This window comes from Haloarchaeobius litoreus (assembly GCF_024495425.1).
Lineage (GTDB): Archaea > Halobacteriota > Halobacteria > Halobacteriales > Natrialbaceae > Haloarchaeobius > Haloarchaeobius litoreus.
In genome coordinates, this window is record NZ_JANHJR010000002.1 from 352,302 (window position 1) to 378,742 (window position 26,441).

Here is a 26,441-nt window from a genome sequence, read left to right on the forward strand (position 1 = left end):
TGGCAATGAACCGTTCAATCGGTGGTAGGGGGCCCCTGTAAACTGAATTCGGCATGGGGTGCCATGTCGTGTCGCGGGGACTGGTCACGCTGACGACCGCGTCTCGGTCGCGCGCACAGGAACCACCCACGGGTCGCGAACCGCCACATTTCGGGCCGACTACGACCGCGTACCCGATAGCCGAACGACGACGTGCTCCTCGCCGGTCGCCACCGTCTCGACCGACCGGAACCCCCCGAAGTGCCGGGAGAGGTCCAGGCTGCGGTGGTGGACGACGGTCGCACGGCCGTCCGACGCCAGCACGCGCTCCATGCCCGAGAACAGGTCCGCGAGCACGCCGTCGCCGGCGTGAGTCGGCGGGTTCGACAGGATTCGGTCGAACCGTCGGTCCGCGACACCCGAGACCGCGTCGGCGGTGACGACGGTCCCGTCGACGCCGTTCTCGGCCAGCGTCCGCTCGGCACAGGCAGCCGAAACCGCGTCGTCGTCGGTCAGCCACAGCTCGGGGTCGGCGACGGAGCCGGCGTACGAACCGACCGGGCCGTACCCACAACAGAGGTCGAGGACGCGCTCGCCGTCTGCGACGGTGGCGGTCTCCAGCAGCAACCGGGTGCCGTGGTCGAGGTGCCCGGCGGAGAACGTGCCGGGGGCGGAGACGAGCGAGAGGTCGACGCCGTCGACCGTCGCGGTGAACTCGCGCGGCTCGACGAACGCGGGCGGGTCGACCGTCCCGGGTCGCGTCGCCGCGACGACGCGAGCGTCACCGTCGTGGACTGTCTCGACGTCGCCGGCGAGGTCGGCGAGGCAGTCCTCGTAGCGACCGAGACCGGTGCTCGTGCTGCCGGCGACGTAGAGGGTGCCGCCCGGGGCCAGCGTCGCGAGCGCGTTCGCTACTCGCTGCTTGCCGACCGCGACTGGCGTGTACGGTTTCGGGGCGTACGCGACGGTCTCGAACGTCCGGCCCGGGTCGGCTGGACGTGCGGTGGTCGACACCGTCGCCTCGACGCCGTTGTGGGCGACGTTGCGCTCGCAGCAGGCGGCGGCGCGGGCACTCGTCTCGGTCATCGTGACCGCGTCGGCGACACCGACGAGGACGCAGCCGACGACGCCGTAGTTCGCCTCGGGGACGAGCAGGGCACCCAGGTCCGCACCCCAGAGTGCCTCCAGCAGGGCGAGGGCTGTCGGTCGGAACGCGTCGGGAGCGCAGCACCCGTCGGCGGTGTGGAACTCGTAGCGCGTCGGACCGTCCTCGACACGGGAGCCGAGGGCGAGGTCAGGCTCGTGCCGGCTCACCGGCATCGAGTACCTCCCATCTCCGGTCCGGAGACGACGGTGACGGTGGTGGTGCGCGTGAGAAGCGGGCGGCGGTGCGACTGGCGGAACTGCGAACGGAACGTGTGTGTCTCGTGCATCGACGTGGGTCGTGACTCGGCTGCAATCGGCGGGCGGAACGTCCCACGCGCTCCGCTGGCGAGTTCGAGAACCGGAGAACGGTCCACGCTACGCTGAGCGGGGCGCGCGAACCGGGGTGCCGATCAGCGTGACGCCGCGCCGGGTGCCGACCCCTCCGGTCGGTCCGTCGCGGTGCCCACAGCCGGCGAGCCGGCCGACCCTCGCGTTACGCGACGCGAGTCCGAGTCGACCGCGAGCACGTGTTCAATGCATCCAGCAGTCGGACCGCCGACAGGAAAAGCGTTACTCCCGACGTGCGACCAGATACGACTCCACACGGTCGGCCATCGCGCTCCGGACCGTGGCCTCGTCGGTGTCGACGGAGCCGTCGCGGAACGCCCGGACCTGCTCGCGGGCCAGCGCCTCGACGGCCCGCTCGAACAGCAGATCGAAGCCGAGTTCGTCCTCTGACACGCCGAGGCGGGCGACCACACTGTCGAGCCAGCGGTCCGTCGCGTGGCGTTCGACCAGCTCGTCCGGGGTCGTGACCGTGGTATCGGGTGCGCCGTCCCCACCCGTGACCGCGGGGTTCCGGAGCACGGCACGGTGCCCGGTCTTGTCCGCGAGCAACACACCGGCGACGGGGCCGTCCCGCCAGTTCGAGTCGGGGAACGCGTAGCCCTCCGGGTCGAAGTCGACCGCCCGCACCTCCTTCGCGAGTGCGTTCACCGGTGCCAGTCCGAGCCCCTCGTAGATGCTCGCGACGGAGTCCGGTGGCAGGACGGAACCGTGGTCGGCGTCGTACACCTCGGTGCCGAGGAACGACGGCGTCCGGACCCAGTCGTAGGCGACCCCGCTGCCGTCGACCGCGACGCCGACGAAGGTCACCGACGCCACGTCGTCGACCGAGGCGCGGAACGCCTCGCGGTCGAAGCGCTCGCGGACGTGCCGGACCGCGTGGGCGTACGGCAACGGCACGTCATCGGAGGCGAACTCGCTGTCGTCGTCGCCGAAGGCGAGCACGCCCGACGGCTGGAGCTGGAACCGGAGCGGGCTCCCGGTGACGTGCTCGCGGAGCCAGAGGTGGCCGCCGTCGAGGAGGGCGGCCGGGGCGTCGGCCAGTGGGGGTGTCGTCGGTGGCTCGTCCATCGGTTCTATAGTCGAATGGCCACGTGATAAGCGATGCTCCCGTGCATGATAGTTCGACGGCTGACCGGTGAGTGGCCCGTCCTTCACCACTGTCTGTCGGGCCGATACCCACCACTCTTATGAAGGGGTCGTGTCAATCAAAGAACGTAATGGGATACGATAGACGCAGCTTCCTGTCTGCGGTGGGGGCCGCACCGGTGTTCCTCTCGGTGGAGAACGTCCGAGGGACGCCCCGGGACCTGCGGTCGATATCGTACGGACAGACACGGACGGGAGAGATCGACGCGAGCGACCCCTCCGGCTACCGGGGGAACTACGAGCCGGTCACGTTCGAGGGCGAAGCCGGCGACGAGGTCACCATCACGATGACCAGCGACGACGACCCGTACCTCGTCCTGCTCGACCCCAACGGGGACCAGGTCGCGCGCAACGACGACGACTGGGACCTCGGAGACTTCGACTCGCGCATCGAGGAACACGAACTCGGGATGTCGGGCGAGTACACCATCGTGGCCACCAGCTTCGACTACGACGCGCGGTTTAGCTACGAACTGACGCTGGAGCGGGTCGGGCAGGGTGGCGGTGGCGGGAGCGACCTGCGGTCGATCTCGTACGGACAGACCCTGTCCGGGGAGATCGACGAAAGCGACCCCGACGGCTACCGAGGGCACTACGAGCCGGTGACGTTCGAGGGCGACGCCGGTGACGTCGTGACCATCACGATGACCAGCGGGGACGACCCGTACCTGCAACTGCTGGACCCGAACGGAACCCGGGTCGCACACAACGACGACCACCGCGACCTCGATGACTGGAACGCCCGCATCGAGCGGTACGAGCTCCGCGAGAGCGGCGAGTACACCATCGTCGCGACGAGCTTCAGCTCGTACGACACGTTCCCGTACGAGCTGTCGCTGGAGCGCGTCGAGACCGGTGGTGGCGGCGGTTCCGGGACCGACCTCCGTTCCATCGCATACGGACAGACCCGGAGCGGCGAGATCGACTGGGACGACCCGACGGGCTACCGGGGGAACTACGAGCCGGTCACGTTCGAGGGCGAGGCCGGCGACGAGGTCACCATCACGATGACCTCCGACGGCGACCCGTACCTGCAGCTGCTGGACCCAAGCGGCGACCTGGTCGCGGAGAACGACGACGACTGGGACCTCGGTGACTACGACTCGCGCATCGAGGGCCACGAGCTCGCGGCGTCTGGCGAGTACACCATCGTCGCCACCAGCTTCGACTCGGATGCATCGTTGACCTACGAGCTGTCGCTGGAGCGCGTCGAGACCGGTGGTGGCGGCGGTGGCGGCGGTGGGAGCGACCTGCGGTCGATCTCGTACGGACAGACCCTGTCCGGGGAGATCGACGACGGCGACCCGACGGGCTACCGGGGCGACTACGAGCCGGTCACGTTCGAGGGTGACGCTGGCGACGTCGTGACCATCACGATGACCAGCGACGACGACCCGTACCTGCAGCTGCTGGACCCAAGCGGCGACCTGGTCGCGGAGAACGACGACGACTGGGACCTCGGAGACTTCGACTCGCGCATCGAGGACCAAGAGCTCGCGGAGTCTGGCGAGTACACCATCGTCGCGACGAGCTACTCCGACGACGCCACGTTCGAGTACGAGTTGACGCTGGAGCGTGTCGAACGGGGCGGCAGTGGCGGTGGCGGCGGTGGGAGCGGCCTCCGGTCCATCGCCTACGGCCAGACCCGAACGGGCCGGATCGACGACGGCGACCCGACGGGCTACCGGGGACACTACGAGCCGGTGACGTTCGAGGGGTCGGCGGGCGACGTCGTGACCATCACGATGACCAGCGACGACGACCCCTACCTCATCCTCGTGGACCCCAACGGGGAGCAGGTCGCCTACAACGACGACGACTGGGACCTCGGTGACTACGACTCGCGCATCGAGCGATACGAGCTCGAGACGTCGGGCGAGTACACCATCGTCGCCACCAGCTTCTCCGACCGGGACACGTTCGAGTACGAGCTGTCGCTGGAACGGATAGCGGTGGGTGATGGCGGGGGCGACACCGGTGGAACGACCGGCGAAACCCACCAGCTCGACATTCGGCACCCGGTCGCCGACCGTGGGGTCAGTATGGTCGACGTCCGTGTCTACCACGTCTCCGCCGACCCGGGATACAGCGGTTCTGACTCTGTCTCCGCCTCGAACGTCGAACTGATCACCCGGACCACGACGGACGATTCCGGGGCGGCCGAGTTCGACGGAGACGCTGGCGGCGAATCGATCGCCCGTGACGAACTCGACGAGTACCGTTCGGCGTACGACGGTGCGATTCTGGTGACCGCAGTCGCGGACGATACGGGGTTCCTCACGCCCGGGACCTGGTTCACGTCCTTCCTGATGGAGCCAGCGACGTTCTTCTCGCAGGAGACCGTGGGACGTGCCTACCGTCTCTCCGACGAGATGCTGTTACCGGCCCGGACGACGGCTGACATGCAGGGCGCGGTGAGCATCTGGCGGACGGTCACTGCGGACGGTTCCTCCCGCCTTCGAACCGAAATCGCACGGTCTGACGAACCCCAGTTCGGTGCTGGGGCGGCGACCGTCGGTGCCGGGACGATGTCGATCGAGGTCCCGGAGTCGGTCTACGTCGACTACGACGACAGGCGGACGCTGACACCGACCGGCGACGATGTTCGGTACGACATCGCATCGTTCGCGGCTGCGGGGACACCCGACATCCCGATGTTCGCAGGATTCGGGGTGGACGAGTACGATGCGGTCACCAACGCTCAGGTCGAGGCCAACCGTGAGAACTCCGAGACGCTCGAGATGATATTCGGCAACATCCCGGTCACTGGCTTCTTCGTCAGTGCCTACGGTATCGCCGACTTCCTGTCGGGCGAGGAAGAGATCGTCGCGTCCCTGGGAGATGCTGACGACCTCGGGCAGAACTCACACGATACCGTGACGAGTGTGACGTGGAACACGCTTCCGTTCACGGTCGCGTTCGACGTACCCGTCGAGTTCGAGAGTGAGGATACTACCCCCCAGGAGTTCGGGTTCCATGGGCTCTGGAACCGTGGCCCGATGACGGGTGGAAAGAACAGCTTCGACTTCAGATTCGGCCTCGGTCCGGTGACCGAAGACCGGGACATCTGAGCCGTCGCGGGACCGTTCGAACACCATCCTCGGGCTACTGCTGCGTGCCTACTTCTTCGGAGGGTTGGATGAGGACTCAGCAGCCGTCGGAGCGAGGTCGAGCAGAGCGGGTTGTGCCTCTGATAGTGACGGTGTTGGATGCAGCGGTTCCTGATTGACGGCCCGTAGGTGTGCGGGCGAGGCAGGCCCTGGTTGCTACGTCCGAGAGCGTCGCACACCGAGATATTAACAAAGATGGAACATTAGAACACAATTCTTATTAACTCTAGTTCTAATCTTAGCAATATGCGAGAACTCACTCGACGGCGAGTGCTGGCGGCAGGAACCGGTCTGGCGGGGCTCAGCGCCGTCGCTGGCTGTCTCGGCGGTCTGAACACGGGCGACGAGACGGAGACGAGTGGCGTGCAGTCCTCGTTCTTCGTCTTCGGCGCGGTCGCGGCCGCGGTCGCCGGCGACGCCACGGACGCCTCCGTCCTCGTCCCGGTCGGCCAGCACGGTCACGGCTGGGAGCCCGGCCCCCGCGTCCGGGAGTCCATCCGCGACGCGTCGCTGCTGGTCCACGGAATGTCGGGGTTCCAGCCCTGGGTCGACGACATCACGACCGACCTGGCGGCCGACGACGCCGCGGTCGAGACGGTCGACGCGAGCGCGGACGTCGACCTGCTGCCGCTCGGCGGGGACCACGACGATGGCGACCACGAGACGGAGCACGGGAGCGAACACCACGACGAGCACACCGCCACCGACCACCACGAGGGGGACCACAGCACCGAGCATACCGGAACCGAACACCACCATGAGGAAGACGACGCCACCGAACATCACGACGACGAAGGGCACCACGACGGCCACGACCACGGCGGCGAGTCCGACCCGCACTTCTGGCTCGACCCGCTCCGGGTCCGGACGGCCGTCGAGACGGTCCGCGAGCGGCTCGTCGCGACCGACCCGGCGAACGCCGACGTCTACGACGCGAACGCGACGGCGTACCGGGAGCGGCTCGACTCGCTCCACGCGGACCTCGAATCCACCGTCGCCGACGCGTCGAAGGGGACGCTCCTCGTCGCCGGCCACGACGCGTTCCAGTACCTCGGCGACAGGTACGGCGTCGAGGTCGAGGCGCTCACCGGGATGTCGCCCGACTCCCAGCCGACGGCCCGGGACATCGAGCGGGCACAGGAGGTCATCGAACACCACGACCTGCAGTACATCTGTGCGGACCCGCTGGAGTCCCAGCGCGCCGCCGAGCAGCTCGTCGCGGAGACGGACGCGACCGAGGTCCTGCCGCTGACCGCGCTCCCCGGCCTGCACGACGACTGGGCCGACCGGGACTGGGGCTACGTCGACGTCGTCGAGAACGTGAACCGCCCGACGCTCGAACGGGCGCTGGAGGCCTGATGGCGGTCGTCGAGGCCCGCGACGTCACGTTCGGCTACGGCGACACGCCCGTCGTCGAGGACGTCTCGCTCACCGTCGAGTCGGGGGCCTTCCTCGGACTGGTCGGCCCGAACGGCTCCGGGAAGACGACGCTGCTCGAACTGCTCGTCGGGCTGCGCCGACCCGACTCGGGCAGCGTCTCGCTGTTCGGCGAGCCGGCTCACTCGTTCGCCGACGGCGAGCGCGTCGGCTACGTCGCACAGGACGCGACCCACGCGGGCGGCCGGATGCCGGTGACGGTGCGAGAAGCGGTCCGGATGGGCCGGTACCCACACCGTCCGTTCGGCCGGTTCTCGGACGACGACAGGCGGGCCATCGAGTCAGCGCTCGACCGTGTCGGGATCCGCGACCTCGTCGGCCGTCGTGTCGACCGGCTCTCTGGCGGGCAGCGCCAGCGCGTCGCCATCGCACGCACCCTCGCGAGCGAGGCGGACCTGCTCGCGCTCGACGAGCCGACGGTCGGCGTCGACGCCGAGTCGCGCGAGGCGTTCTACGACCTGCTGGCCGAGCTGAACGCGTTCGGGCTGACGGTCGTCCTCGTCGAGCACGACATCGGCGTCGTGACGACCCACGCGAGCGAGATTGCCTGTCTCAACCGCGAGCTGTTCTTCCACGGCGACCCGGACACGTTCGTCGAGACGGACGCACTCGCGGACGCCTACGGCGGCGACCAGCACGTGCTCGCGCACGACCACTCATGACCGGAGCATCGATGCCCGTTGCCGGGCCGCCGCTCCTGCTGGGCGGGCTGCTCGACTGGTTCCTCGACGATGTCTGGGGACCCGTCCTCGACGCGGTCGCTGGACTCACCGGCGTCGAGATGCTCGGCTACCCGTTCATGCAGCGGGCGTACCTCGCGGCGGTCTGCATCGCCGTCATCGGCCCCCTCGTCGGGAGCTTCCTGGTCCACCGGGAAATGGCGATGATCGGCGACACGCTCGCACACTCGGCGTTCGCGGGCGTCGCCGTCGGCCTGTTCGTGAACGCGACGTTCGCCCTGTCGGTGCCGCCGCTGCTGACCGCGCTGGTGGTCGCCGTCGTCGCGGCGGTGGTCGTCCAGCTGCTCGTCGACCGCGTCGGCACCTACACCGACACCTCGATGGCGGTCGTGCTGACCGGTGCGTTCGCACTCGGCAGCGTGCTGGTGACGGCGACGGACGGCGGCATCGCCGTCGGCATCAACGCCTACCTGTTCGGCTCGCTGGCGACGGTGACGCGCGACAGCGTCGGTATCCTGCTCGCGATGACGCTGCTGGTGAGCGCGATCGTCGCCGTCGCCTACCGGCCGCTGCTCTACGCCACCTTCGACGAGGTCGGGGCCCGTGCGGCGGGCCTCCACGTCGGTCGGTACAACCTCCTGCTCGTCGTCCTGACGGCGGTCGTCGTCGTCGCCGCGATGCAGATCATGGGCGTGATACTGGTCGCCGCGATGCTCGTGATTCCGGTCGCGACCGCGGGTTCGATGCGCGGGTTCCGGCGGAGCGTCGGCGCAGCCATCCTCGTCGGACTGGTCGCCACCGTCACCGGCGCGACGCTCTCGTACGTCTACGACGTGGCGGCCGGGGGCTCCATCGTGCTCGTCGCCATCGCCGTCTACGCGGCGGTCGGTGCTGGCCGGGCGCTCCGGTCGGCGGTCGTCGTTCCCTCGCTGTCGGCGGGAGCAGGCGACGGCGGAGCGGTCGAGGCCGACGGTGGCGACGAGCGGGACTGAGCGCGGGCTCACCACGCGGTCGTTCGAAAAGCGAAGCGACGACTGTGAACTACTGTTCCGGCCCGACTTCCTCGTAGGGCTGGACGATGACCCAGCCGCCGGGCTGGCCGAAGTCGAGCTGGAACGTCTCGCCGGAGGTCTTCCCAATGAACGACTTGAGGTTCATGTCACGGTGCGAGCCGGGCGAGACGTTCCCGCTCCAGGCGACGGTCGCCTGCGGGTCCGTCCGCACCGGCGTCTCCAGCACGAGCGGGTCGCCGTGGGTGGTGATGGCGACGAAGCCGGGGCCCTTGAGGAAGACGTTGAACATCCCGCCGGCGCTCGCGCCGCTGATGCTGCTGATGGTCTTGATGTCCCATTCGACGCGGTCCTCGAACGCGAGCACGTCGTTGCCGTTGACGCTGATCTCCTCGCCGGGGTCGAGTTCGATGACCTGGACGTTCTTGCCCTCGTCGGCGAGGAAGAGCTGGCCGTTCCCGCTGGCTTTCATCATCGTCGAGCCCTCGCCCGTCGCCTTCTTCTTGAGCATGCCCGTCAGGCCACCGCTCGATTTCTGTTCGAACGAGATGTCGCCCTCGTAGGCGATCATCGAGCCCGCCTTCGCCATGACCGAGCCGTTCACGTTCACGTCGAGCAGCTTCGAGTTCTCCAGCTGGAAGACGTCTCCCCCTTCCTTCGGTGCGTTCCGTGTCTTGAATTCGTCGAGGTCCATTGAGAGTCACCGAGACGCGTGTGGACGCATCTCCCCAGTATATACATAGTTCATGTTATATGAACCTCTTGTTTGTGCCGTGGGGGCCAGATGAAGCGACGAGAGAACCACTGAGGCGGCCTCTGTGTGGACGGAAGTGCTGAACAGCGATATGAAGGTGAGACGGATATTCGTCGGTCACGGCGTCGGGAACGCGACGCTGTACAGCCGGCCCCGGTACTCGATGTAGGTCCGGTAGCCGTCTGCGGACTCCAGCTCGACCGGTCTCGGCAGGGTCGTGCTCCGGTCGGACGCGTTCAGGACGCGCCGGAACTCGCGCTGTTGCTCCGCGGAGAGGTTCTCGAAGTGGACGACGGTGTCGTTCTCGGGCTCCTCGACCGCCTCGATGGTGACGGACTGCCCGTCCGGGTCGTGACCCGCGGGCTGTCGCATCTCGGTGACGGCGAAGAAGAACCCGACGCCCACGAGGATGAGCACCCAGAGCACGAGGACGGCGACCGCGGTCAGGACGGCGTCGGTGTCGACCATCGTGAACGTGTGTCTGAAATCTGATACAGTCGTGAGGTAAGTACTTTCCCGTCGACTATCGACGATGGTGGCGATTTATACGAATCAGCGACGATTCACGAGGTATGACGAGTTCCGATACGGGAACGAGTGGAGGACGCCGCCAGCGGGTCCGGGTCGCACTCCAGCTCGGGCTGGCTGTCGGGCTGCTCGTTCTGGGGGTCGGCAACCTGACCGACACCATCACGTGGACGCTCCCGCCCGTCGTCTACCTGCTGGCGGGCGTCGCGCTGTTCGCGTACGGAACCGTCATGTTTCGCTCACGGTGAATTCAAACGATACTAGATATGGAACCTGGGATCACCCAACCGGGAAGCTGAATCGATACAGAGTACCTTCGTACTCGATATAGAAGCGATCGTTTTCGATAGATTCCAGTTCAACCGGGTCTGGAAGTTCGGCAGTTTGGTCGGAGGCGTTCAGTGCTTTCTGAAATTCCTGTTGTTGTTCGTCGGTCAAGTTTTCGAATGAAAGGACACTACGATTATCTGGGGACTCCACTTGTTCAACGCTGAGGAGCGAGGTATCAGGATTTTCTCCTGTCGGTTGCTGCATCACGTTGGTGGCATACATGTAACTAAGGCCCAGTATCGAGGCGATTAACAGCAGCATCACTCCCAGGTACTTGAATTTGTTTTCTTTATAGTTCATTTTCTACATAATACCGGACTCGTGAAGCTGTGCAGCCACTAAAGTGACCTTCTCTCCACAGGTTTTCATCGTTCCCATGACATGACTTTGTCCCCGGGTCTCCCATTATACTGTAATCGTAGATGTAGTTTTTAAACGAACTGCCGTCAGGACCATTGAAATCATGAGCGCCATTATATAAATGACCGATTTCGTGAGCGGTTAGAAGTCCATTGTCCCTGTTTGGGCCGACCAGACAAACTGCCGGTTCCCCAGCGTCTCCAGCACAGCCCGTGTCGTTCGCCATCCCGTTATAACTATCACCAGTATAGGGTCGGTCATCTATAATGCAGGTCGCATCTGCTACAGAGAGAGCTTCCTGAACGGAGTCTTCTGTTGCTAGGTGATCTACTGCTGGACTCATCCGGTTTATTTCATCCGGGACGTGAGGAAGATCGACCCAATCTAGACCAGTTGGATATGTAATGTTAAGTCCATGTTCAGGGTCTTGTTTTATTTCACTATTCCATATACTCTCTGCGGTACCGGTTAGCGATTGAACTGTTCCCCAACCTTCCCCAGATGGGAATTCACGAGTTTTGAATGCTACCACAGTCGTTCCATTTGATGCAACTTCACTGACGTCGCTTAGAGAATCGACTTCATGAATATTTACACTATCAGTATGGTTAGTTCCCTCTATCTTTTCAATCGTGAATCCGTTTATGCCCTCGACAGAATCTGCGACGGCTTCCGAACCGCTAGATAATGTTACCGAGGATTGTCTGGCGGCACGCTGTGCCAAGCGACCTTGATGTGACGCTGCAGGAATTAGTTCCTTCCTCCGATGACCAACAAGCGTTCTCTCATCGTGGAAACTCACTGAAAGGCGAGCGTTGAATTGCTGTGGATCATCCACTGTGGCGGTACCGTTAGGAAGAGCGTCAATACGTCCAATTGTCGACCTCTGCTCGCCTGCTTCGACATCAACCCTTAGCCCCCCTGTCCAAACAATTGCCCGGTCACCTCTGATTTCATATTCTATCGGTGACGTAGAGGACCATCGAGACAAATATCGTTGTCTACCCGAGGCAGAGGAGTAGAGTGGAACATGATCCAACTCGATCGACTGTTGGTTATCATATGTGATTCCCATCGGTGAAGAGACGACTACTTCGGAGGTGGCTAACTCTTCACTTGATTGGTGGTGAAGTGGTAGATAGATTCCATCGTCCCCCTCGATATGGGGGATATTAGATCTAGTACCAATCATCGTAGGCTCACCCTCGGGCTTTTCGTCTATACCGAATCTAACCGATAGAAAATCTGCATTAACTTGCTCAACGTCTGCGTTCGGAAGGCTCTCGTTTGCTGAACTCGTGAACGGTACAATCGAAGTGAAGGCGGTAGCACCTGATGCCTTGAGCACATCTCTTCTGTCTGGCATGCGACTCGACTGAGAAAGAGCAGATATAAAAAAGTCTTGACAATATTTTACTTAATTTATTTTTATTTCTTATAGATATATTTTGGAGGAGGTAGGGGCATAGGCCCATACAACGCCATTAGCGGAAATTAGTTCTGGAAATATTTTAATTACTCGTACGTCAGCGTCATCCCGCCGTCGAACAGCAGGTCGCCGCCGTTGAGGTGCTGGGCGTGCTTCGAGAAGCCGAACGCGAACAGGTTGCCGACGTCGACGGGCTCCATCATCTCCTTCGTCCTCGCCTGCCCGAGCATCACGTCCTCGACGACCTCCTGCACGGAGATGCCGCGCTGCTCGGCGGTATCGGGTATCTGGTCGGTGACGAGCGGCGTCTTCACGTAGCCGGTGCTGACCGAGAACGACCGGGCGGTTCCGGCTCCTTCGGCGGCAATCGACTGCGTGAGCCCCCGGAGCCCGAACTTGGCGACGTTGTACGCCACCTTGTCGGCGGTGACGTAGTGACCGTGGACAGAGGCCATGTTGCCGACGCAGCCGCCGCCGCTCTCCCGGAGATGGGGGAGGACGAGCTTCGAGAGATAGACCGGGGCCCGGAGCATCACGTCCTGCATCCGGTCGTACACCTCCATCGGGAACTCCTCCAGCGGGGAGATGTGCTGCATGCCGGCGATGTTGGCGAGATACGCGAGGTCGCCGTAGCCGGCGGCGGCCTCGACGACCGATTCGAGGTGCTCGTCGTCGGTGAGGTCGGCGGGCTCGGGGTGGATCTCGCCCGGGAAGTCCAGTTCCGCGCCGCGCTCGCGGGTGTCCGCGAGGCCGTCCTCGTCGACGTCCGTCGCGACGACGGTCAGTCCGTTCGCCGCCAGCACCAGCGACGTGGCACGGCCGATGCCCGAGGCCGCACCCGTCACGAGCGCGACGCGGTCGGCGTCGAAGTCGGCGTCGTCGATTCGCAGGACGTCGTCGCCGGTCAGCTCAGGCGGCTCGACGCTGTCGTCGGTCCCTGTCATGGGTGATACTGCAAGAGGGAGCGTGGTATAGGCGGCGGTTGATATGTTAACGTGAATCTCGCCGCAGTCGGCGTTATTTTCGGACCCGTACGTATCACAAACGCTATCACTCGGCGGTCGTATACGATTCAGACGACAGATGGTCGGGTTGGCTGCGGCGTTCCACGTCTCGTTGCTCGGACTCTCCGCGCTGCTGACGACGTGGCTCGCGGTCGTGGGCTGGCGGAACCGTGGCCGTCCCGGTGCGACGCCGTTCACCGGGATGATGGTGGTCGCGAGCGTCTGGAGCGCCGGCTACGCCGCCGGCCTGCTCACGCCCGCCGACCAGTACGGAGTCCGACTGTTCTTCGAGCAGCTCCAGTGGTTCGGTATCGTCCTCGCACCCGTCTTCGTCCTGCTGTTCTTCGCCGAGTACACCGGCTTCGAGGAGCTCCAGCGCCCGGCCGTCGTCGCGGGCCTGTGCATCGTCCCGGCGGTGACGCTGGTGCTCGTCTGGACGAGCCAGTACCACCCGCTCGTCTGGAGGGACTGGACGTTCCGCGCCGTCGACGGCGTGACCGTCGCCACCCAGCAACAGGGCCCCTGGTACCGCATCAACCTGCTCTACACCTACCTGCTGCTCGGCGGCGGTGTCGCGCTGCTCCTGTACACCGTCCGGCGCTCCGAGCAGTCGTTCTCCGCGGCGAGCGCCGCCCTCATCGTCGGCATCGGAACGCCGACCGTCGCGAACCTGCTCTCGGTGCTCGGCTACGCCATCTACGAGGGCCACGACATGACCCCGTACGCGTTCAGCATCACCGGCCTCGCGTTCGCCGTCGCCGTCTTCGAGCACGACCTGTTCGAACGCCCACCCTCCATCCTCCAGCTCGGGCGCACCTCCGCGCTCGGGACGCTCAACGACCCCGTCCTCATCACCGACGGCGAGGGGACCGTCGTCACCGACAACCAGGCAGCCCGCGACGTGCTCTCCGTGCCCTCGACCTGGCCCGACGAGGAACGCAAGAGCGGTCTCATCGGGGTCGCGATCGGTGCACTCCTCCCGGAACGGCCCGCTCCGGGCGACGAACCCGCGCTCATCTCCATCGGCGACCGCCAGCTGGAGGTGTCGGCCTCGCCGGTCGAGGACGGCCGGGGACGGTCGGTCGGCACCGCGTACCTGCTCCACGACGTGACCGAGCGGGAACACCGGCTCGCCGAGCTCGAACGCCGTCAGGACGAGCTCGAGCGCCAGCGCACCGAGCTGAGCGAGCTCGACGCCATCAACCAGTCCATCCGGAGCGTGCTCACGAGCATCGTCCGCGCGCAGTCGCGTCCCGAACTCCTCGACGGGGTCACCAACCGCCTCGCGACCACACCCTGGTACGTCCACCCGACCATCCGTGACGAGACCGCGATGGAGACGAGCGTCGAGGAGACCGACGCCGGTCGGATGCGGGCGCAGGTCCCGATCGCCTTCGCCTCCGTCGGCTACGGCACGCTCACCGTCGAGAGCGAGCGCGAGGGGGTGTTCGACGACCACGAGCTGACCATCCTCGAGGAGCTGTGTGCCAGCGTCGGGATGGCGCTGAACGCCATCGAGACACGCGAGACACTGCTCTCGGACAGCCTCGTCGCGCTCACCTACCAGGTGCCGGCGGCGGCGTCGGTCCTCGCCCGCGCCAGCGCCGCCCACGACTGTACGCTCACCGTCGAGGGGACCGTGCCGGTCGAGGACTCCGGGCTGCTGTGTTACGTCGACGTCGAGGGCTGCGACGACGTCGAGGCGGTCATCGCCACGCTCACCGAGGCCGACGAGGTCGAACGCGCCCGGCAGGTCCCGAACCGCGACACCGTCGAGGTCCGCCTCCGTGGCCCGTCCGCACTCGGTGTCGTGACCGCCCGCGGCGCACGGCTCGGCGAGGCCAGCGCCCGCGACGGTCAGCTGACGTTCGTCGCCGAGACCGCCACCGGGAACGCCGTCCGCGAGCTGACGGAGGCACTCGAAGCGGCTGTCGGGCCGGTGACGCTACGCTCGAAACAGGAGCGCCCACCAGCGGCCGAGGACGAGGTGCGGGCCGCCGCCGTCGAGGGGCTGACCGACCGCCAGCGGGAGGCCGTCGTCGCCGCCCACAACGCCGGCTACTTCGAGTGGCCCCGCGAGAGCACGGCGGAGGAGATTGCAGACGCGATGGACATCGCCTCCTCGACGTTCCACAGCCACCTCCGGAAGTCGCTCTCGAAGGTCGTCGCGGCACACGTGAACCGCAACGGCGACGACCCCGACGGCTGAGTCAGGGGCCGACGACGAGCCCGTACAGCACCGCGAGGATGAGCACGAGCCACAGCACCAGCACCACCGAGCGCTTGTCGACCCTGCGCAACAGCCCGACGGTCAGGATGGTCCGGCCACTCGGGTCGTCTCCATCGTTCGTCGGAGAGCCTGAGGGTCGGGAGGGAGCGTTCATCGACGCCCTCCTATCAGCAGAAACCGTTCGGCACCGGGGGAGGCAGTCATCGCGGGAACCGCAGCGGGGCCATCAGAGCGTTCGACCGTTCGCCAGCGACTGATCGACTCGTTTCCGTCCGTCGATTCGTTGTCGGTGTTGTTGAGGGTGGTGTCGGTTTCGTTGTCGGTGTCGTTGTCGGTGTTGTTGAGGGTGGTGTCGGTGTCGTTGTCGGTGTCGTTGTCGGTGTTGTTGAGGGTGGTGTCGGTTTCGTTGTCGGTGTCGTTGTCGGTGTTGTTGAGGGTGGTGTCGGTTTCGTTGTCGGTGTCGTTGTCGGTGTTGTTGAGGGTGGTGTCGGTGTCGTTGTCGGTGTCGTTGTCGGTGTTGTTGAGGGTGGTGTCGGTGTCGTTGTCGGTGTTGTTGCTCGCGGTGCCGTCGTCGGTCTGAATTCCGATGGACTCGGTTTCAGAGGTCCCCGTCTCGGTCGTGTTGTCGCCACAGTCGCTCGCGAGCGACTCCTTGCTCGCGTTCTCGGTTGTGTTCTGAGACACCGACCCGTCACCGCTCGACCCGTTACCGTCGTCCGGTTGAGGGGCGTCACAGCTCGCCGTCGCGGCGGTCCGTTCCGCCGCCGTCTCCTCGTCGGGCTCGGCGGTGACGACGGTCACGGAGTCGTCGAAGTCACCTGCGGTCGAGACGTTCCCGCTGGCGTTGGCGCTGTCGGTGAGCGTGGCGACGGTCCCGAAGCCGGCCAGGTACGCGGCCGAGACGAGGAGTACGCTACAGACGACCGCGAAGAGGACGTTCCGGTTCATTCAGTCCACCTCCTCCGAGCCGGCAGCGGCGTCGTCGAACACGCCGGTGTCCGTCGGCTCGGTCTCGGGTGTCGGATCGTCGAAGAACTCCTCGTCGGCCGACGTGCCGTCGCCCGACGTGTCGTCGTGTTCGCTGGTCTCCGGTGCGGGGTCGCTCGCCGCTGCTGCACCGTCACCGGCCGTCGTGGCGTCGTTGGGGAACGCGGCCTTGCCCTCGTCAGCGAAACCGTCGTCGCCCTCGTCGAACGCGTCGTCGGCCTCCGCGAGTGCCCAGTCGGTGTCGTCGCCGAACCCGAACGCGTCGTCGTCCCAGCCGCCGTCGTCTCCGTCGTCGTCCGACGAGTCGGGCGGTGCAGCCGGCTGCCCCGTGTCGCCGCGGCGGGCCGTGAGCCAGAGTCCGGCCACGCCGACGAACGAGAACCCGGCGGCGAACGCGGCCGTGAAGGTCACCGGGTTCCGGAGCTGGAGGGCGACGTACACCGTGTACGGCGCCACCAGGAGGAGGATGCCGGTCGCGAGCGTGAGGTCGGTCGCCGTCAGCGTCACCTCGGCCTCGTCGTCGGGTTCGGCGGCGGTCGCGCCGGAAGTGGTGGCGACTGTTGCGACGGTCTCGTCGCCCGTGTCGTCACCTGCACCGTCGTCGCGCTGGTTGCGGACGACGGTCCAGATCTCGGAGAGCCCGAGGAGCCCGAGCGGCAGGAGCACGAGCACGACGAAGCCGACCGGTCGCTGGGCGAACTGGATGACGTGGCCGATGTACGGGATGGTGACCGTCACCTCGCCGATGACGTTCCCCGCCGGTATCGGCTGGGCGTCGACGTCCTCGTTCGCGTCCCCTTTCGTCGTGAACACGGTGGTGTCGCCGCGCTCCTCGACGCCGACGACCCGATGGGTCACCGGCTTGTCGCCCTCACCCCTGACGAAGGTGATGACGTCGCCCTCCTCGATGGACTCGGTCGAGCGTTCGTCCACGATGACCACGTCGCCGGGAGCGATTTCGGGCTCCATGCTGCCCGAGAGCACGACGAAGCTGTGGTCCGCACCGGCCGCCGTCGGGAAGGCGTAGACGACGAACGGCACGACGACCATGAGGAGCGCGAGCAGGCCGACGACGTGCAGGACGCGTCGCTTGTCCACCATCAGTCGCTCACCTCGAAGCGTTGGTCACTGGTATCGGCCTGGCTAGGTGGTCCGCCAGGACCGTCAGTTGGGCCGAAACAGTCTCCGGTGTCGCTCTCAGAACAAACTGAGACGACGATGTTGCTGATTGCTGGAAGCGCGCCGGTTGCGGTATCCCCGTCCTGTGTCACCGTGCAGACCTCCCCTCGGGTGCGGGTCGACGGCGGGTCGACCTCGTAGGATTCTGTGAGCCGGCCACCTTTGACCGCGACCGAACAGATAGCGGGTGCGTTCGCTTCGTCGAGAGCGTCCCAGCTCTCCCCAGCGAGCAGCCGGAAGCTGACACAGACAGTCTCCTGGGTCTCGTCGTCCTCTTCCTTGTTCGTTGCTTCGAGCACTTCCAGCGCATACGTGTTCCCGTCGTCGATAAACTGTGAACAGAGCTCGGTGAATTCGTAGACTCTCGGGTAGAGCCGGCCGTCGTCGTCCTCGTCAACATCCAATTTGCCGAACTCTACGCAGTATTGACAATCAAGTTCCGGGCAGTCAGCGGGCGGGAACGGAGACGTGGCGCTGCCCTCGTCGACATGGCGACACTGCTCCGCGGCGACCTCGAACGTCAGCTCGGTCGAGAGGTCCTCCGCCCAGTCGCCTCGCAGGCGGTAGTCCAGGTCGAGACAGAGTGTACCGTCGAAACACGGTTGGTCGTCGAGATCGTCGAGCCGGAGTCCGCCTCGGAGCCACCGCCGAAACTCGTTCAGGGTGGACCAGGAGTCGTTGCTATCGGGGTCGGGATATATTTTGGTCCGCCCGTTCTCTCCGCAGTCGCCGTCGTAGAATAGTTGGACCTCGACGGCGTCACCGAGCGGATCGACGGGCTCGGGACAGTTCGTCCGCAACCAGGCTCGAACCGGGTTCGCGTCGGCGGTGATGTGGAACCGCTCGGTACGAGTCTCGGTGCTGGGCCTGAGTCCCGAGAGGTCGAACGACACCGTCCCGTCACCCGTCGTCTGACAGCTGTCACAGTCGATGCTCACTCCGACCTCGCCGGCGCTCATCGAGGCGGCGAACGTCTCGCTGTCCTCGAAGAGGGCCCACGTCCCGGTGCCGGCTACACCGCTCAGTGCGCCGACCGCCCCGACGCTCCCGAGGAGCTGCCGCCGGCTCAGCGAGGCGCGCTCGCGGCTCACGTCCTCTCACCTCCCGCGAGGTGTCCTGTCCCGCCCGTTCGACTGTGGTCGTCGGATATGCCTGGATTCACAGGTCTCCCCCCTCGACCGTCCGGCCCCCACCGGACGACCGTCTTCGTGGCTCAACGTAGCCGAAGCAGGGGGATATGAATGAGCGTCGTACCGGGGAGCAACGAGCGAATACTGTCCCGGTATATGGTTCCTGTAATCCGGTAATCGGTCGTTTACCCCGGGTGGGGCCCTATCGACCGTCTCCCGATGGTGGGTCTGGCGCTCGAAACCGCACTCCTCGACGGCCTTCCGTCCGGCAGCACTGTGGGACCCGACTGAACGGTGGCCAGAAAACGCCCGAACCAGTAGTGATACGGTCTGAAACGTGATTATATTGGTGGTAACCGATTGGCAATCTAAAATTAAGTATTTGAATCACACGGCCAAACGACGGTCGACGGAATGGCGACCCCCCACGAACGAACTGAAAATGGTGTGGAACCGAACGACCTCCGGACGAACGCACGACGCCTGGCGAGACAGCTCTGTCTCGGCTTCAAGCATCACGACCAGCGCGAGCGCGAGCTCGCCGTCGATGCCTTCGCGGCCGTCGACACTGCGCAGTTCCAGCACGTCTCGGAACGGACCGCCAGACGGGCGGCCGTCGCGTACGTCGATGCACTCTGGGCCAAGGACGAGGTCGAACGTTCGTGTACGGTCGGTGGCGAGATAGACCGTGTAGCGCTCGACGATGCCGACTGGAGCGACGTCCGATCGGCGTTCGCACGGCGAGCCAACCTCGTCGACATCGACCCACGGTACGCCGAGCAGAGCACCCTCGCGTGGCGGCGACACAAGGTGGGCGGCGACTACTGGACGCCGATGAAGCGCGCACAGCTACACGAGTACCGTGCCGCGCTGCAGTCTCCGGAGTACCCCGACAAACCCCGGTATGGACAGTCGGGATACGGTCCGGAGCCAGCACGCTATCTACTCGGCGTCGAACTGCACGACACACGGGAGTGGGAGCAGGCACAGGTCGTGATGACGCCGTACTTCGAGCGAATCCTGCGGGAACATCGGGGCACGACGGCCGCCACATCGGACTGAACGACCGTTGGGGGGGGAGTAGCCGACCATCGAGCGGCGGCGCTGTCGTCGGTCGTCGCAGACTGTCGCGCTCAGTCGCAGTCCTCGATGGTGAGTCCGAGATCGAACGCGACACCGTCGGACTGTGTCACGTTCACGTCGTTGGGACCAGCGTCCGCATCGAACTTCCAGCCGAGGACGAACCCGAGGCTGTCGTCCCCGGAGAGACACGAGTCTCCCCCCGGATCTGCCTCGCCGGGGTCGAGCAGTGTCGGTGTCGAGAGGACCGCAGCCACCGATGGGAGCGTCCCGCTCGCGTCGGGGTGGACCAGGCGCTCCCCCACGTCCTTGATACCGTTCTCAGCGCCGAAAGCGTCGATACCCATGGTTCCGGTGTCGTACCACAGCGAGACGGTCAGGAACTCCTGCAGTTCACCCTGGTTCGGGCTGTCGTCGAGGTGGGACTCGGCGTCGTTGATACCGTTCTCCGGCGTCGCAGTCAGGTCGAGTGTAACGAAGGGCCGGACCCCGTCGCCCGAGGGGGCGTCGTCCGCGAGCTGCAGTCTGATGCTCAGCGTCCCCCAGTCACCGGGGACCGTGTCTGTAATCGCGATCCGTGGACCTGCGTCCGTCCCCGTCACTGTCGTTCCGCCGTCGACGACTGTCCCGTTGTACGTCTCCCGCCAGTCGTACCGGAGCGGTGTCGACGCGAGCGAGTCCGAGTTCGGGTACGCCTTCGCCGCCTCGGTTGAGAGCGCGAGCCCGCCGACGGATGCGATACCACCGGCTCCCAGCCCAGCGAGCAGCCGCCTGCGACTGAATAGTTTTGACATACGTGTTCGAGTGATGTTCGAAGCCCACCGGCAGAGTTGAACTGCCGGGTCGAGTCCTCACGGAGGACCGACCGACCCTTCGTGGGTTGGAAACCGGGAGTACTCGATCAGACGGCCTCCTGTTCGCCGTCGTTGTGGCGGCACTGCTCGGTGTAGAAGCCGATGTCGAAGCCGGCCTCGTCGGACTGGACGTGGTTACCCACGTCGTACGGCAGGCACCACGAGAAGCCGAAGCAGTGGGTCTGCCAGGGCTGGAAGCACTGGCGGCCCTCCGTGTCGCGGTCGGCATCGAGGGGGTACCCGTTCCCGTCAGTGAGCAGGGTCTCCGCCTCCCGGAGCGTTCCCCGGAAAATTATCTGTTCTCCCGTCGCATCGCCGCCGACGAGCTGCATCCCGATGTCCTCCGCGACGTCCTCCAGATCGGCGTAGTCGTCGACATCGAAGAACTGGTTCGGCTCGCAGGTGTCGGGACTGGGTGCGAGTCCAGTCACCCGACACTGGAGGAACGTGTCGCCAGCAATGGTCACGAGGTTGCCATCGTCATCCTCCTCCTGACAGCTAGTGTCGCCGATGTCGATACCGACGCCGAGGATGTCGATGCCTTCGCCCTTGATGTCGTCGGCGACGTCACCAGTCTCGTCGAGCTCGGTACAGCTACTTGCACCGTCCGAGTTCCCGTCGTAATTCTCGGACGTGTACGTATCGCCGGTGTCTGGATCTTCGACGGTGTAAGGAACGGTCGGTCCCGAACTGACGTAGTCGGGCAGGCCGTCGGTCACCAGCAAGATGACCTGCCTGGCGTCTCCCCGACCCTGATCCTGGAGGACCTTCCGTGCGAGGTCGAGCGCGTGGGGCATCGGGGTGTTGCCGTTGCCCTGCTCGGGGAGTGACTCGCCGACATCGGCGTCTCCATCATTGTCCTCGTCGAACTGCGAAAGCGGGCCCATTCCCTTCTGGAGTACCGGCTGGTCTGGGAGATCCTCTCCCGAGTCTCCCGGCCCGTTCATCGTCAACAGGCCGGCCCTGACCCGGTCTTCACCGTCTATCTGGTCCTCCGGCAGGAAGTCGACGAACGTATTCGCGGCACTTTCGATGATGTCCATCTGGCTCCCGTTGATACTCCCCGACGTGTCCGCGATGGCCATGATGTCGAGCTTCTCCTCGCGGTCGACGAGATTGTCGCAGTCGTTGTCGTACCAGATGGCGGTCTGTATCTCGTCGGCCAGCTCGACGACGTCCTCCTCCTCGCCCTCGCTCTCCGCTTCGGGCTCGGTGAGGCCGTTCTCGTCGAGGTCGAGGCCGCCGGGCATCGCCATCCAGAGGTAGCCCGGGTTGTCACAGAGGTGCGTGCTGAACGTGACCTCGCCGAAGTCGCCGGGCTTGACGTCGGTGAGGTTTATCATCGGTGCCGCGCTCCCGTCGTCGAACCGCGTGTCGGCGTTGTCGGTTCGGCCGAGCGTCTCGGGGTCCGCTGTGGTGTACGACGACAGATCGCTGGTCTCGGGGTCACCCACGTCGGCCAGCACGTCGCACGCATCGAGGTTCGGGTACATCGCCTCGAGTGGGAACTCGGCGCTCCCGTCGTTCTCCGCGTCGGGGAACGACTCGATGGCCGTGTCCATCATGTACTGGTCCACGTCGGTGGTCTCCGACTCGTTGCCGTCGTAGACGTACAGCATCGGGTCCGGGGTATCGTCGCCGTCGTCGGTCCCCGGCGGGAACGGCATCCATCCGTCCGGGTCCGTCTCCGACGGGATGGCCTCGAGGTCCCGCACCGGTGCGTACTCCAGGTTGGCCGTCGGGTCGTCGAACCCGAGCAGCTGCGGGTAGTTGTAGTGCTCTTCCCAGTCCACCTTCAGGTCCAGCTCACCGGCCGCGATGGTGTTGCCGTCGAACGACTCGACGTCGCTGAAGTAGGCACTGGTCCCCAGACCCGCGCCGACGCTGGCGACGCCCGCCGCGCCGATGCCGGCCAGTATCTTCCGCCGTGAAAGTCCGATGTTCTCGTTGCTCATTGTACCCCCCCTCCGGGGAGGACCCACCGACGGAGTCGAACCGTCGTCGCGCGGGTGTAATCCCGAGCGTTCACCGGTGTGGGTCGTTATTCATTGACGTTACTCCGGAACCGATTCCGGTCCACTGCCGTCGTTGTGGCGGCACTGCTCGGCGTAGAAGCCAAGGTCGAACTCGACACTGTCTCCCTGGATCTCGTTGCCGACATCCGTCGGGACCCACCAGTGAGCACCGATACAGTAGCTCTGTCCCGCCTCGAAACAGTCACGAGCTTCAGACGTTGGTCCATCACCGTACTCCATATCACCGGTTCCGTCGAGGGGAACCATGCCACCGTTCGATTCCATGATTTCCATCGCTTCGGCGAGCGTCACGTGGTCGTCGTGGACGCCGTCCCCCTTCCCAAGGATGAGGGTCTCGCCAGCGATGTCTTCAGCGATGTCCTCGAACGTTTGCTCGATGTCATCGACGTCGGACGAGTCGTAGAAGTCGCCTGAGGAGGCTACATTCTGGAGCAGGGTAGTGTTGGCTCCGCTCCCGTACGCGATGGAGAACACCCGAATCCCATTGTCCTTCGCGGTCTGAGCAGCTGCATCGGCATCTCCAATGGTCTCTCCACCGTTGCTGAGAACGACCATGATCTTCGTGTGGTCCGATTCGGCGTTACCACTGGGACTCGTCGAAGTACCGTACAGCGACTCGTCGTCGAGAAGTTCCTCGGCGGCGTACTCAATACCCTGGGCAATGTTCGTCGAACCACCAGATGAAAGCCCCTGAATGGTGCCATTCACAGCGATCTTTCCACTAGCGTCGGTATCCGTGAGATCCTGATCTCGACTTGCGGACCCGGCGAACGAAGCAAGACCAGCTTGGTCGTCAGCCGTGAGCGTATTGACGAGGGTCTCTGCCCCATCCTTCATGTCCTGGAACTTGTCTGGTTGGTTGGTCATCGACCCGGAACGGTCGAGAACCAACATCACGTCGAGGTCCGCACCGGATTCACCGCCGTCGAGTGAGTTGTTACAGTTGTCGTCGTACCAGAACTCGACGTTCATGTTCTCGGCGAGTTCACCATCGTCGGACTCGCCCTCACCCAACTCTTCTTCCTCGGGGTCAGGGGTCGCCCCACCAGACTCGCTGAAGTCGTCGGCAGTGAGCCAGATGTATCCGGGATTGTCACAGAGGTGGAGACTGAACGTGATCTCACCCTCGTCGCCGGGCTTGACGTCGCCCAGCGAAACCAGGCTGTCCTGGTCCCCGAAGTTGGACTCGTAGTCCTGTCCGAGGGTGTCACAGTCGAGCACGTCGACGATATTCTGCCCCTCGTCGCTGTATCGGTAGGTCTCGCCGTCGAGTTCGATTGATTGTTCGCCGTCGCCGATGTCGTCGGGGTGTGCGTTGACGAACTCCCAGGACTCCGTCGGGCCGTAGTACAACTGTTGCCAGTCGACCCGCAGGTCGAGCTCACCCGCCGTGAGCGAGTTGTTCTCGAACGACTCGACGTCGTTGAAGTACGCGCTGGTCCCCAGCCCTGCGCCGACGCTGGCGACGCCCGCCGCGCCGATGCCGGCCAGTATCTTCCGCCGTGAGAGTGCGAGTGGTTTCTCTGACATTGTATCTCCCCCCATACGGGGAAGACCCACCGGCGGAGTCGAACCGCCGTCCATGGAGCCTCGGAGACACCGAGGATATGGGAGTTCCAACGTGGGTCGAGTTCTGCAGTGGATTACCCAGCTGTCACACGGGGATGTCGGTCCAGTCGGTCGGATCGTCCGTTCTCGGCCGGGTGGCGAGGTCGGAGAACGGGTGGTCGTTGTGCCGGGCCTGTTCGCCACGGAACTGGAGGTCGAACGAAGCCGACGCTCCCTGGAGTTCGTTCCCGGCGTCCTCGGAGACCTCGATAGTCATGCAGTACGCGACTGCACCCCAGTGGGACCCTTCGTCCGAACCGATCAGGATGTAGTCGGACTCACCTTCGGAGAGAGGATCCTCGTCATCCTCCGGGTTCTTGGTGCCCACCCCGTTGTGAGACCCGATTGGAACGCCGTCCTGACTAGTGAAATCGTTGTCAGAGAGGCTCGTCACCCAGTTCCCCAAGCCACCATCGTGTGCGTACGTATCCGAGTCGTCCGGATCGTACGTGATGTCGTTCTCGAGGATCTGCTCGCCCTTGACGTGATCCCCATCCTCGTTCTCCTCGCAGACGTAGAGGTTCTTGGAGACCGTGATGTCCTCGGACCCGAGGAGGGTCTCGAAGTCGTCGTCGGTCTCGACGCCCGGAAGGTCGTCCGATGCTCCATCGTCGAGCGTTCCGTTCTCGATACCGGTCGCATGTTCGACGGAGTCCCACGGGATGTACGCGCGGACGACACCCGGATTGCCGTCCACGTCGATACACCAGCAGAAGTTGTACGTGTCGCCGGGCTTGAGGTCGCTGATGTCGATACTCGCACCGACCATCCCTTCACCGTCCCCGGACTCCGAGTACCAGTCATCCTCGTCGGGGCCGATTCCGTCCTGGTCGACGGCATTCTCGAGATCGAGCAGCTCAACCTCCATCGAGAACGTCCCCGCCTGGAAGGAGTTTTCTTCGAATGTCTCAACGTCGTTGAAGTACGCGCTTGTTCCCAGTCCTGCGCCTGCGGACGCGACGCCGATGGCTCCGAGGCCACCGAGCACGCGCCGGCGCGACAGTCCGAGTTTCTTGTCTGACATAGTGGATTCCCCCCGAACTCCCCACAGCTGGCGGAGTTCGGTTGTCGAGTACATCCAGAGATACCCCCGTAGTTATCCGTCACCACGTCACCGTTCAATCCCGGAATTGAGGGTCGAACGCGGCCTCGAACGACCCGATACAGGCCGGAAGACGACTGTGTCCCCACTCGGGGGCGGTCACGACCCACGACGGCCGGTGGTCACCAGGGGATTACTGGACTCCTAAACACCCGATATCGAAGGAAGGCGTTGGGTCGAACCGGCGTATCAGCGCGCCGATAACGGGTCACAAGTGGACACGTCGAATCACCCCCCGATGTACAATGCTCGCATACCGAACCCGTATGCTCCTCATGGTGACGGTGCTTCCACCCGTCGGTGCAAACAGCAGACCCTGGGGAGGGGGAGAGAGATGTTCAGGACTGACACACTACCGGAGGGGACGATATTCGAGATACTGGCGAACAACCGTCGACGGCAGACCATCAGACACCTCACCGTCGAATCGTCGGGCGAGCCGACGACGCTGCACGAGCTGTCGCTGGAGATCGCGGCCCGCGAGACGGGCGAGTCGCCGCCGCCGCGGGCGGCCCGCGAGAGCGTCTACAACTCGCTGCACCAGACGCACCTGCCGAAGCTGGAGGAGCTGGGCGTCGTGGACTACGACCGCGACGCCCGCGAGGTCCACCCGAGCGAGCACGCGCGCGACGTGGACCAGTACATGGAGGTCGTCACGAGCCACGGCGTCACCTGGAGCGAGGTGTACCGGAGTCTCGGCGTCGCCTCGCTGACGCTGGTGCTCTGGTCGCTCGTCGGCCTCCCGGTCGTCTCGGCGGTCGACCCGGTGCTGTGGACGAGCGGGTCGCTCGCTTGCTTCGCCCTGCTGGTCACCTATCAGCTCTGGTCGAACCGCTGGTACATCCGGCAGAGCCTGCGGGACTGAGCCGGTGCGACGCGCCCGAGCTTGGCGGAACGGGGTCCGAGCAACCACGATATACCCCCACACGAGACATCTCGGGTCTCGGAACCGACACGACGAATCGGGCACGCGG

General features: G+C 64.9%; 23 protein-coding genes and 1 pseudogene. 8 read left to right on the forward strand and 16 right to left on the reverse strand.

The features are described from left to right. Positions 1-159 precede the first annotated feature (159 nt). Together NOW55_RS08590 and NOW55_RS08595 are read right to left on the reverse strand one after the other, a co-directional pair. Positions 160-1,299 carry a methyltransferase gene (locus NOW55_RS08590; protein WP_256399686.1) on the reverse strand — a complete coding sequence of 380 codons (1,140 nt, stop codon included), beginning with the start codon at positions 1,297-1,299 and terminating at the stop codon, positions 160-162. A gap of 396 nt (positions 1,300-1,695) precedes the next feature. Continuing rightward, positions 1,696-2,541, reverse strand: coding sequence for a hypothetical protein (locus NOW55_RS08595; RefSeq protein WP_256399687.1), 846 nt, complete (start codon positions 2,539-2,541; stop codon positions 1,696-1,698). Positions 2,542-2,690: 149 nt separating this feature from the next. Between NOW55_RS08595 and NOW55_RS08600 the strand changes: the two genes are divergently transcribed. The 4 genes from NOW55_RS08600 (at position 2,691) to NOW55_RS08615 (ending at position 8,838) form a co-directional block, all read left to right on the forward strand. Continuing rightward, positions 2,691-5,690, forward strand: coding sequence for an alpha/beta hydrolase family protein (locus NOW55_RS08600; RefSeq protein WP_256399688.1), 3,000 nt, complete (start codon positions 2,691-2,693; stop codon positions 5,688-5,690). Positions 5,691-5,975: 285 nt separating this feature from the next. Next, positions 5,976-7,088 (forward strand): metal ABC transporter substrate-binding protein, encoded by a 1,113-nt coding sequence (locus NOW55_RS08605; protein WP_256399689.1) that lies wholly within the window; start codon positions 5,976-5,978, stop codon positions 7,086-7,088. Continuing rightward, positions 7,088-7,828, forward strand: a complete 741-nt coding sequence (locus NOW55_RS08610; RefSeq protein WP_256399690.1) for a metal ABC transporter ATP-binding protein — start codon at positions 7,088-7,090, stop codon at positions 7,826-7,828. The genes NOW55_RS08605 and NOW55_RS08610 overlap by 1 nt, the downstream gene beginning before the upstream one ends. Then, complete coding sequence (locus NOW55_RS08615; protein WP_256399691.1) at positions 7,825-8,838, forward strand: metal ABC transporter permease; 1,014 nt, start codon at positions 7,825-7,827, stop codon at positions 8,836-8,838. The genes NOW55_RS08610 and NOW55_RS08615 overlap by 4 nt, the downstream gene beginning before the upstream one ends. Before the next feature lie 49 nt (positions 8,839-8,887). Here NOW55_RS08615 and NOW55_RS08620 read toward each other — a convergent pair whose 3' ends face one another. Together NOW55_RS08620 and NOW55_RS08625 are read right to left on the reverse strand one after the other, a co-directional pair. Next, positions 8,888-9,550: an AIM24 family protein gene (locus NOW55_RS08620; protein WP_256399692.1), complete on the reverse strand. Its 663-nt coding sequence runs from the start codon at positions 9,548-9,550 to the stop codon at positions 8,888-8,890. A gap of 177 nt (positions 9,551-9,727) precedes the next feature. Then, positions 9,728-10,078 carry a DUF7979 domain-containing protein gene (locus NOW55_RS08625; RefSeq protein ID WP_256399693.1) on the reverse strand — a complete coding sequence of 117 codons (351 nt, stop codon included), beginning with the start codon at positions 10,076-10,078 and terminating at the stop codon, positions 9,728-9,730. Positions 10,079-10,182: 104 nt separating this feature from the next. Here NOW55_RS08625 and NOW55_RS08630 point away from each other — a divergent pair, with 104 nt between their 5' ends. Next, positions 10,183-10,386 (forward strand): hypothetical protein, encoded by a 204-nt coding sequence (locus NOW55_RS08630; RefSeq protein WP_256298216.1) that lies wholly within the window; start codon positions 10,183-10,185, stop codon positions 10,384-10,386. 31 nt (positions 10,387-10,417) lie between these two features. Here NOW55_RS08630 and NOW55_RS08635 read toward each other — a convergent pair whose 3' ends face one another. The 3 genes from NOW55_RS08635 to NOW55_RS08645 all read right to left on the reverse strand — a co-directional run bounded on the left by NOW55_RS08635 (position 10,418) and on the right by NOW55_RS08645 (position 13,201). After that, complete coding sequence (locus tag NOW55_RS08635; RefSeq protein WP_256399694.1) at positions 10,418-10,768, reverse strand: DUF7979 domain-containing protein; 351 nt, start codon at positions 10,766-10,768, stop codon at positions 10,418-10,420. After that, positions 10,758-12,194, reverse strand: coding sequence for a zinc metalloprotease (locus tag NOW55_RS08640; protein WP_256399695.1), 1,437 nt, complete (start codon positions 12,192-12,194; stop codon positions 10,758-10,760). The genes NOW55_RS08635 and NOW55_RS08640 overlap by 11 nt, the downstream gene beginning before the upstream one ends. A 149-nt stretch (positions 12,195-12,343) precedes the next feature. Continuing rightward, a complete protein-coding gene (locus tag NOW55_RS08645; RefSeq protein WP_256399696.1) occupies positions 12,344-13,201 on the reverse strand; it encodes an SDR family oxidoreductase in 858 nt (285 codons plus the stop codon). 139 nt (positions 13,202-13,340) lie between these two features. On the opposite strand from NOW55_RS08645, the gene NOW55_RS08650 reads away from it, so the two are divergent. Next, positions 13,341-15,470 carry a histidine kinase N-terminal 7TM domain-containing protein gene (locus tag NOW55_RS08650; protein WP_256399697.1) on the forward strand — a complete coding sequence of 710 codons (2,130 nt, stop codon included), beginning with the start codon at positions 13,341-13,343 and terminating at the stop codon, positions 15,468-15,470. Position 15,471: 1 nt separating this feature from the next. Here NOW55_RS08650 and NOW55_RS08655 read toward each other — a convergent pair whose 3' ends face one another. The 5 genes and pseudogenes from NOW55_RS08655 to NOW55_RS20755 all read right to left on the reverse strand — a co-directional run. Further along, positions 15,472-15,645: a hypothetical protein gene (locus NOW55_RS08655; protein WP_256399698.1), complete on the reverse strand. Its 174-nt coding sequence runs from the start codon at positions 15,643-15,645 to the stop codon at positions 15,472-15,474. Further along, the gene (locus tag NOW55_RS08660; RefSeq protein ID WP_256399699.1) at positions 15,642-16,439 is read right to left on the reverse strand and encodes a hypothetical protein; all 798 of its coding nucleotides are present in this window, start codon (positions 16,437-16,439) and stop codon (positions 15,642-15,644) included. The genes NOW55_RS08655 and NOW55_RS08660 overlap by 4 nt, the downstream gene beginning before the upstream one ends. Beyond that, the gene (locus NOW55_RS08665; protein ID WP_256399700.1) at positions 16,440-17,579 is read right to left on the reverse strand and encodes a signal peptidase I; all 1,140 of its coding nucleotides are present in this window, start codon (positions 17,577-17,579) and stop codon (positions 16,440-16,442) included. After that, positions 17,579-18,550 (reverse strand): hypothetical protein, encoded by a 972-nt coding sequence (locus NOW55_RS08670; RefSeq protein ID WP_256399701.1) that lies wholly within the window; start codon positions 18,548-18,550, stop codon positions 17,579-17,581. The genes NOW55_RS08665 and NOW55_RS08670 overlap by 1 nt, the downstream gene beginning before the upstream one ends. A gap of 60 nt (positions 18,551-18,610) precedes the next feature. Next, positions 18,611-18,748, reverse strand: a pseudogene (locus tag NOW55_RS20755) (SipW-dependent-type signal peptide-containing protein); the annotation flags it as partial. Between the two features lie 486 nt (positions 18,749-19,234). Between NOW55_RS20755 and NOW55_RS08675 the strand changes: the two are divergent. Continuing rightward, on the forward strand, positions 19,235-19,849 hold the full coding sequence (locus NOW55_RS08675; protein ID WP_256399702.1) for a hypothetical protein: 615 nt from the start codon (positions 19,235-19,237) through the stop codon (positions 19,847-19,849). Between the two features lie 71 nt (positions 19,850-19,920). On the opposite strand, the gene NOW55_RS08680 is transcribed toward NOW55_RS08675, so the two are convergent. The 4 genes from NOW55_RS08680 to NOW55_RS08695 form a co-directional block, all read right to left on the reverse strand. Next, positions 19,921-20,661 (reverse strand): hypothetical protein, encoded by a 741-nt coding sequence (locus NOW55_RS08680; protein ID WP_256399703.1) that lies wholly within the window; start codon positions 20,659-20,661, stop codon positions 19,921-19,923. Between the two features lie 107 nt (positions 20,662-20,768). Continuing rightward, positions 20,769-22,676, reverse strand: a complete 1,908-nt coding sequence (locus tag NOW55_RS08685; protein ID WP_256399704.1) for a VWA domain-containing protein — start codon at positions 22,674-22,676, stop codon at positions 20,769-20,771. A 99-nt stretch (positions 22,677-22,775) separates the two neighbouring features. Beyond that, the gene (locus NOW55_RS08690; protein WP_256399705.1) at positions 22,776-24,287 is read right to left on the reverse strand and encodes a vWA domain-containing protein; all 1,512 of its coding nucleotides are present in this window, start codon (positions 24,285-24,287) and stop codon (positions 22,776-22,778) included. Between the two features lie 124 nt (positions 24,288-24,411). Continuing rightward, positions 24,412-25,389, reverse strand: a complete 978-nt coding sequence (locus NOW55_RS08695; RefSeq protein WP_256399706.1) for a SipW-dependent-type signal peptide-containing protein — start codon at positions 25,387-25,389, stop codon at positions 24,412-24,414. 412 nt (positions 25,390-25,801) lie between these two features. Between NOW55_RS08695 and NOW55_RS08700 the strand changes: the two genes are divergently transcribed. After that, positions 25,802-26,332, forward strand: a complete 531-nt coding sequence (locus tag NOW55_RS08700; protein WP_256399707.1) for a DUF7344 domain-containing protein — start codon at positions 25,802-25,804, stop codon at positions 26,330-26,332. Positions 26,333-26,441: the final 109 nt, after the last annotated feature.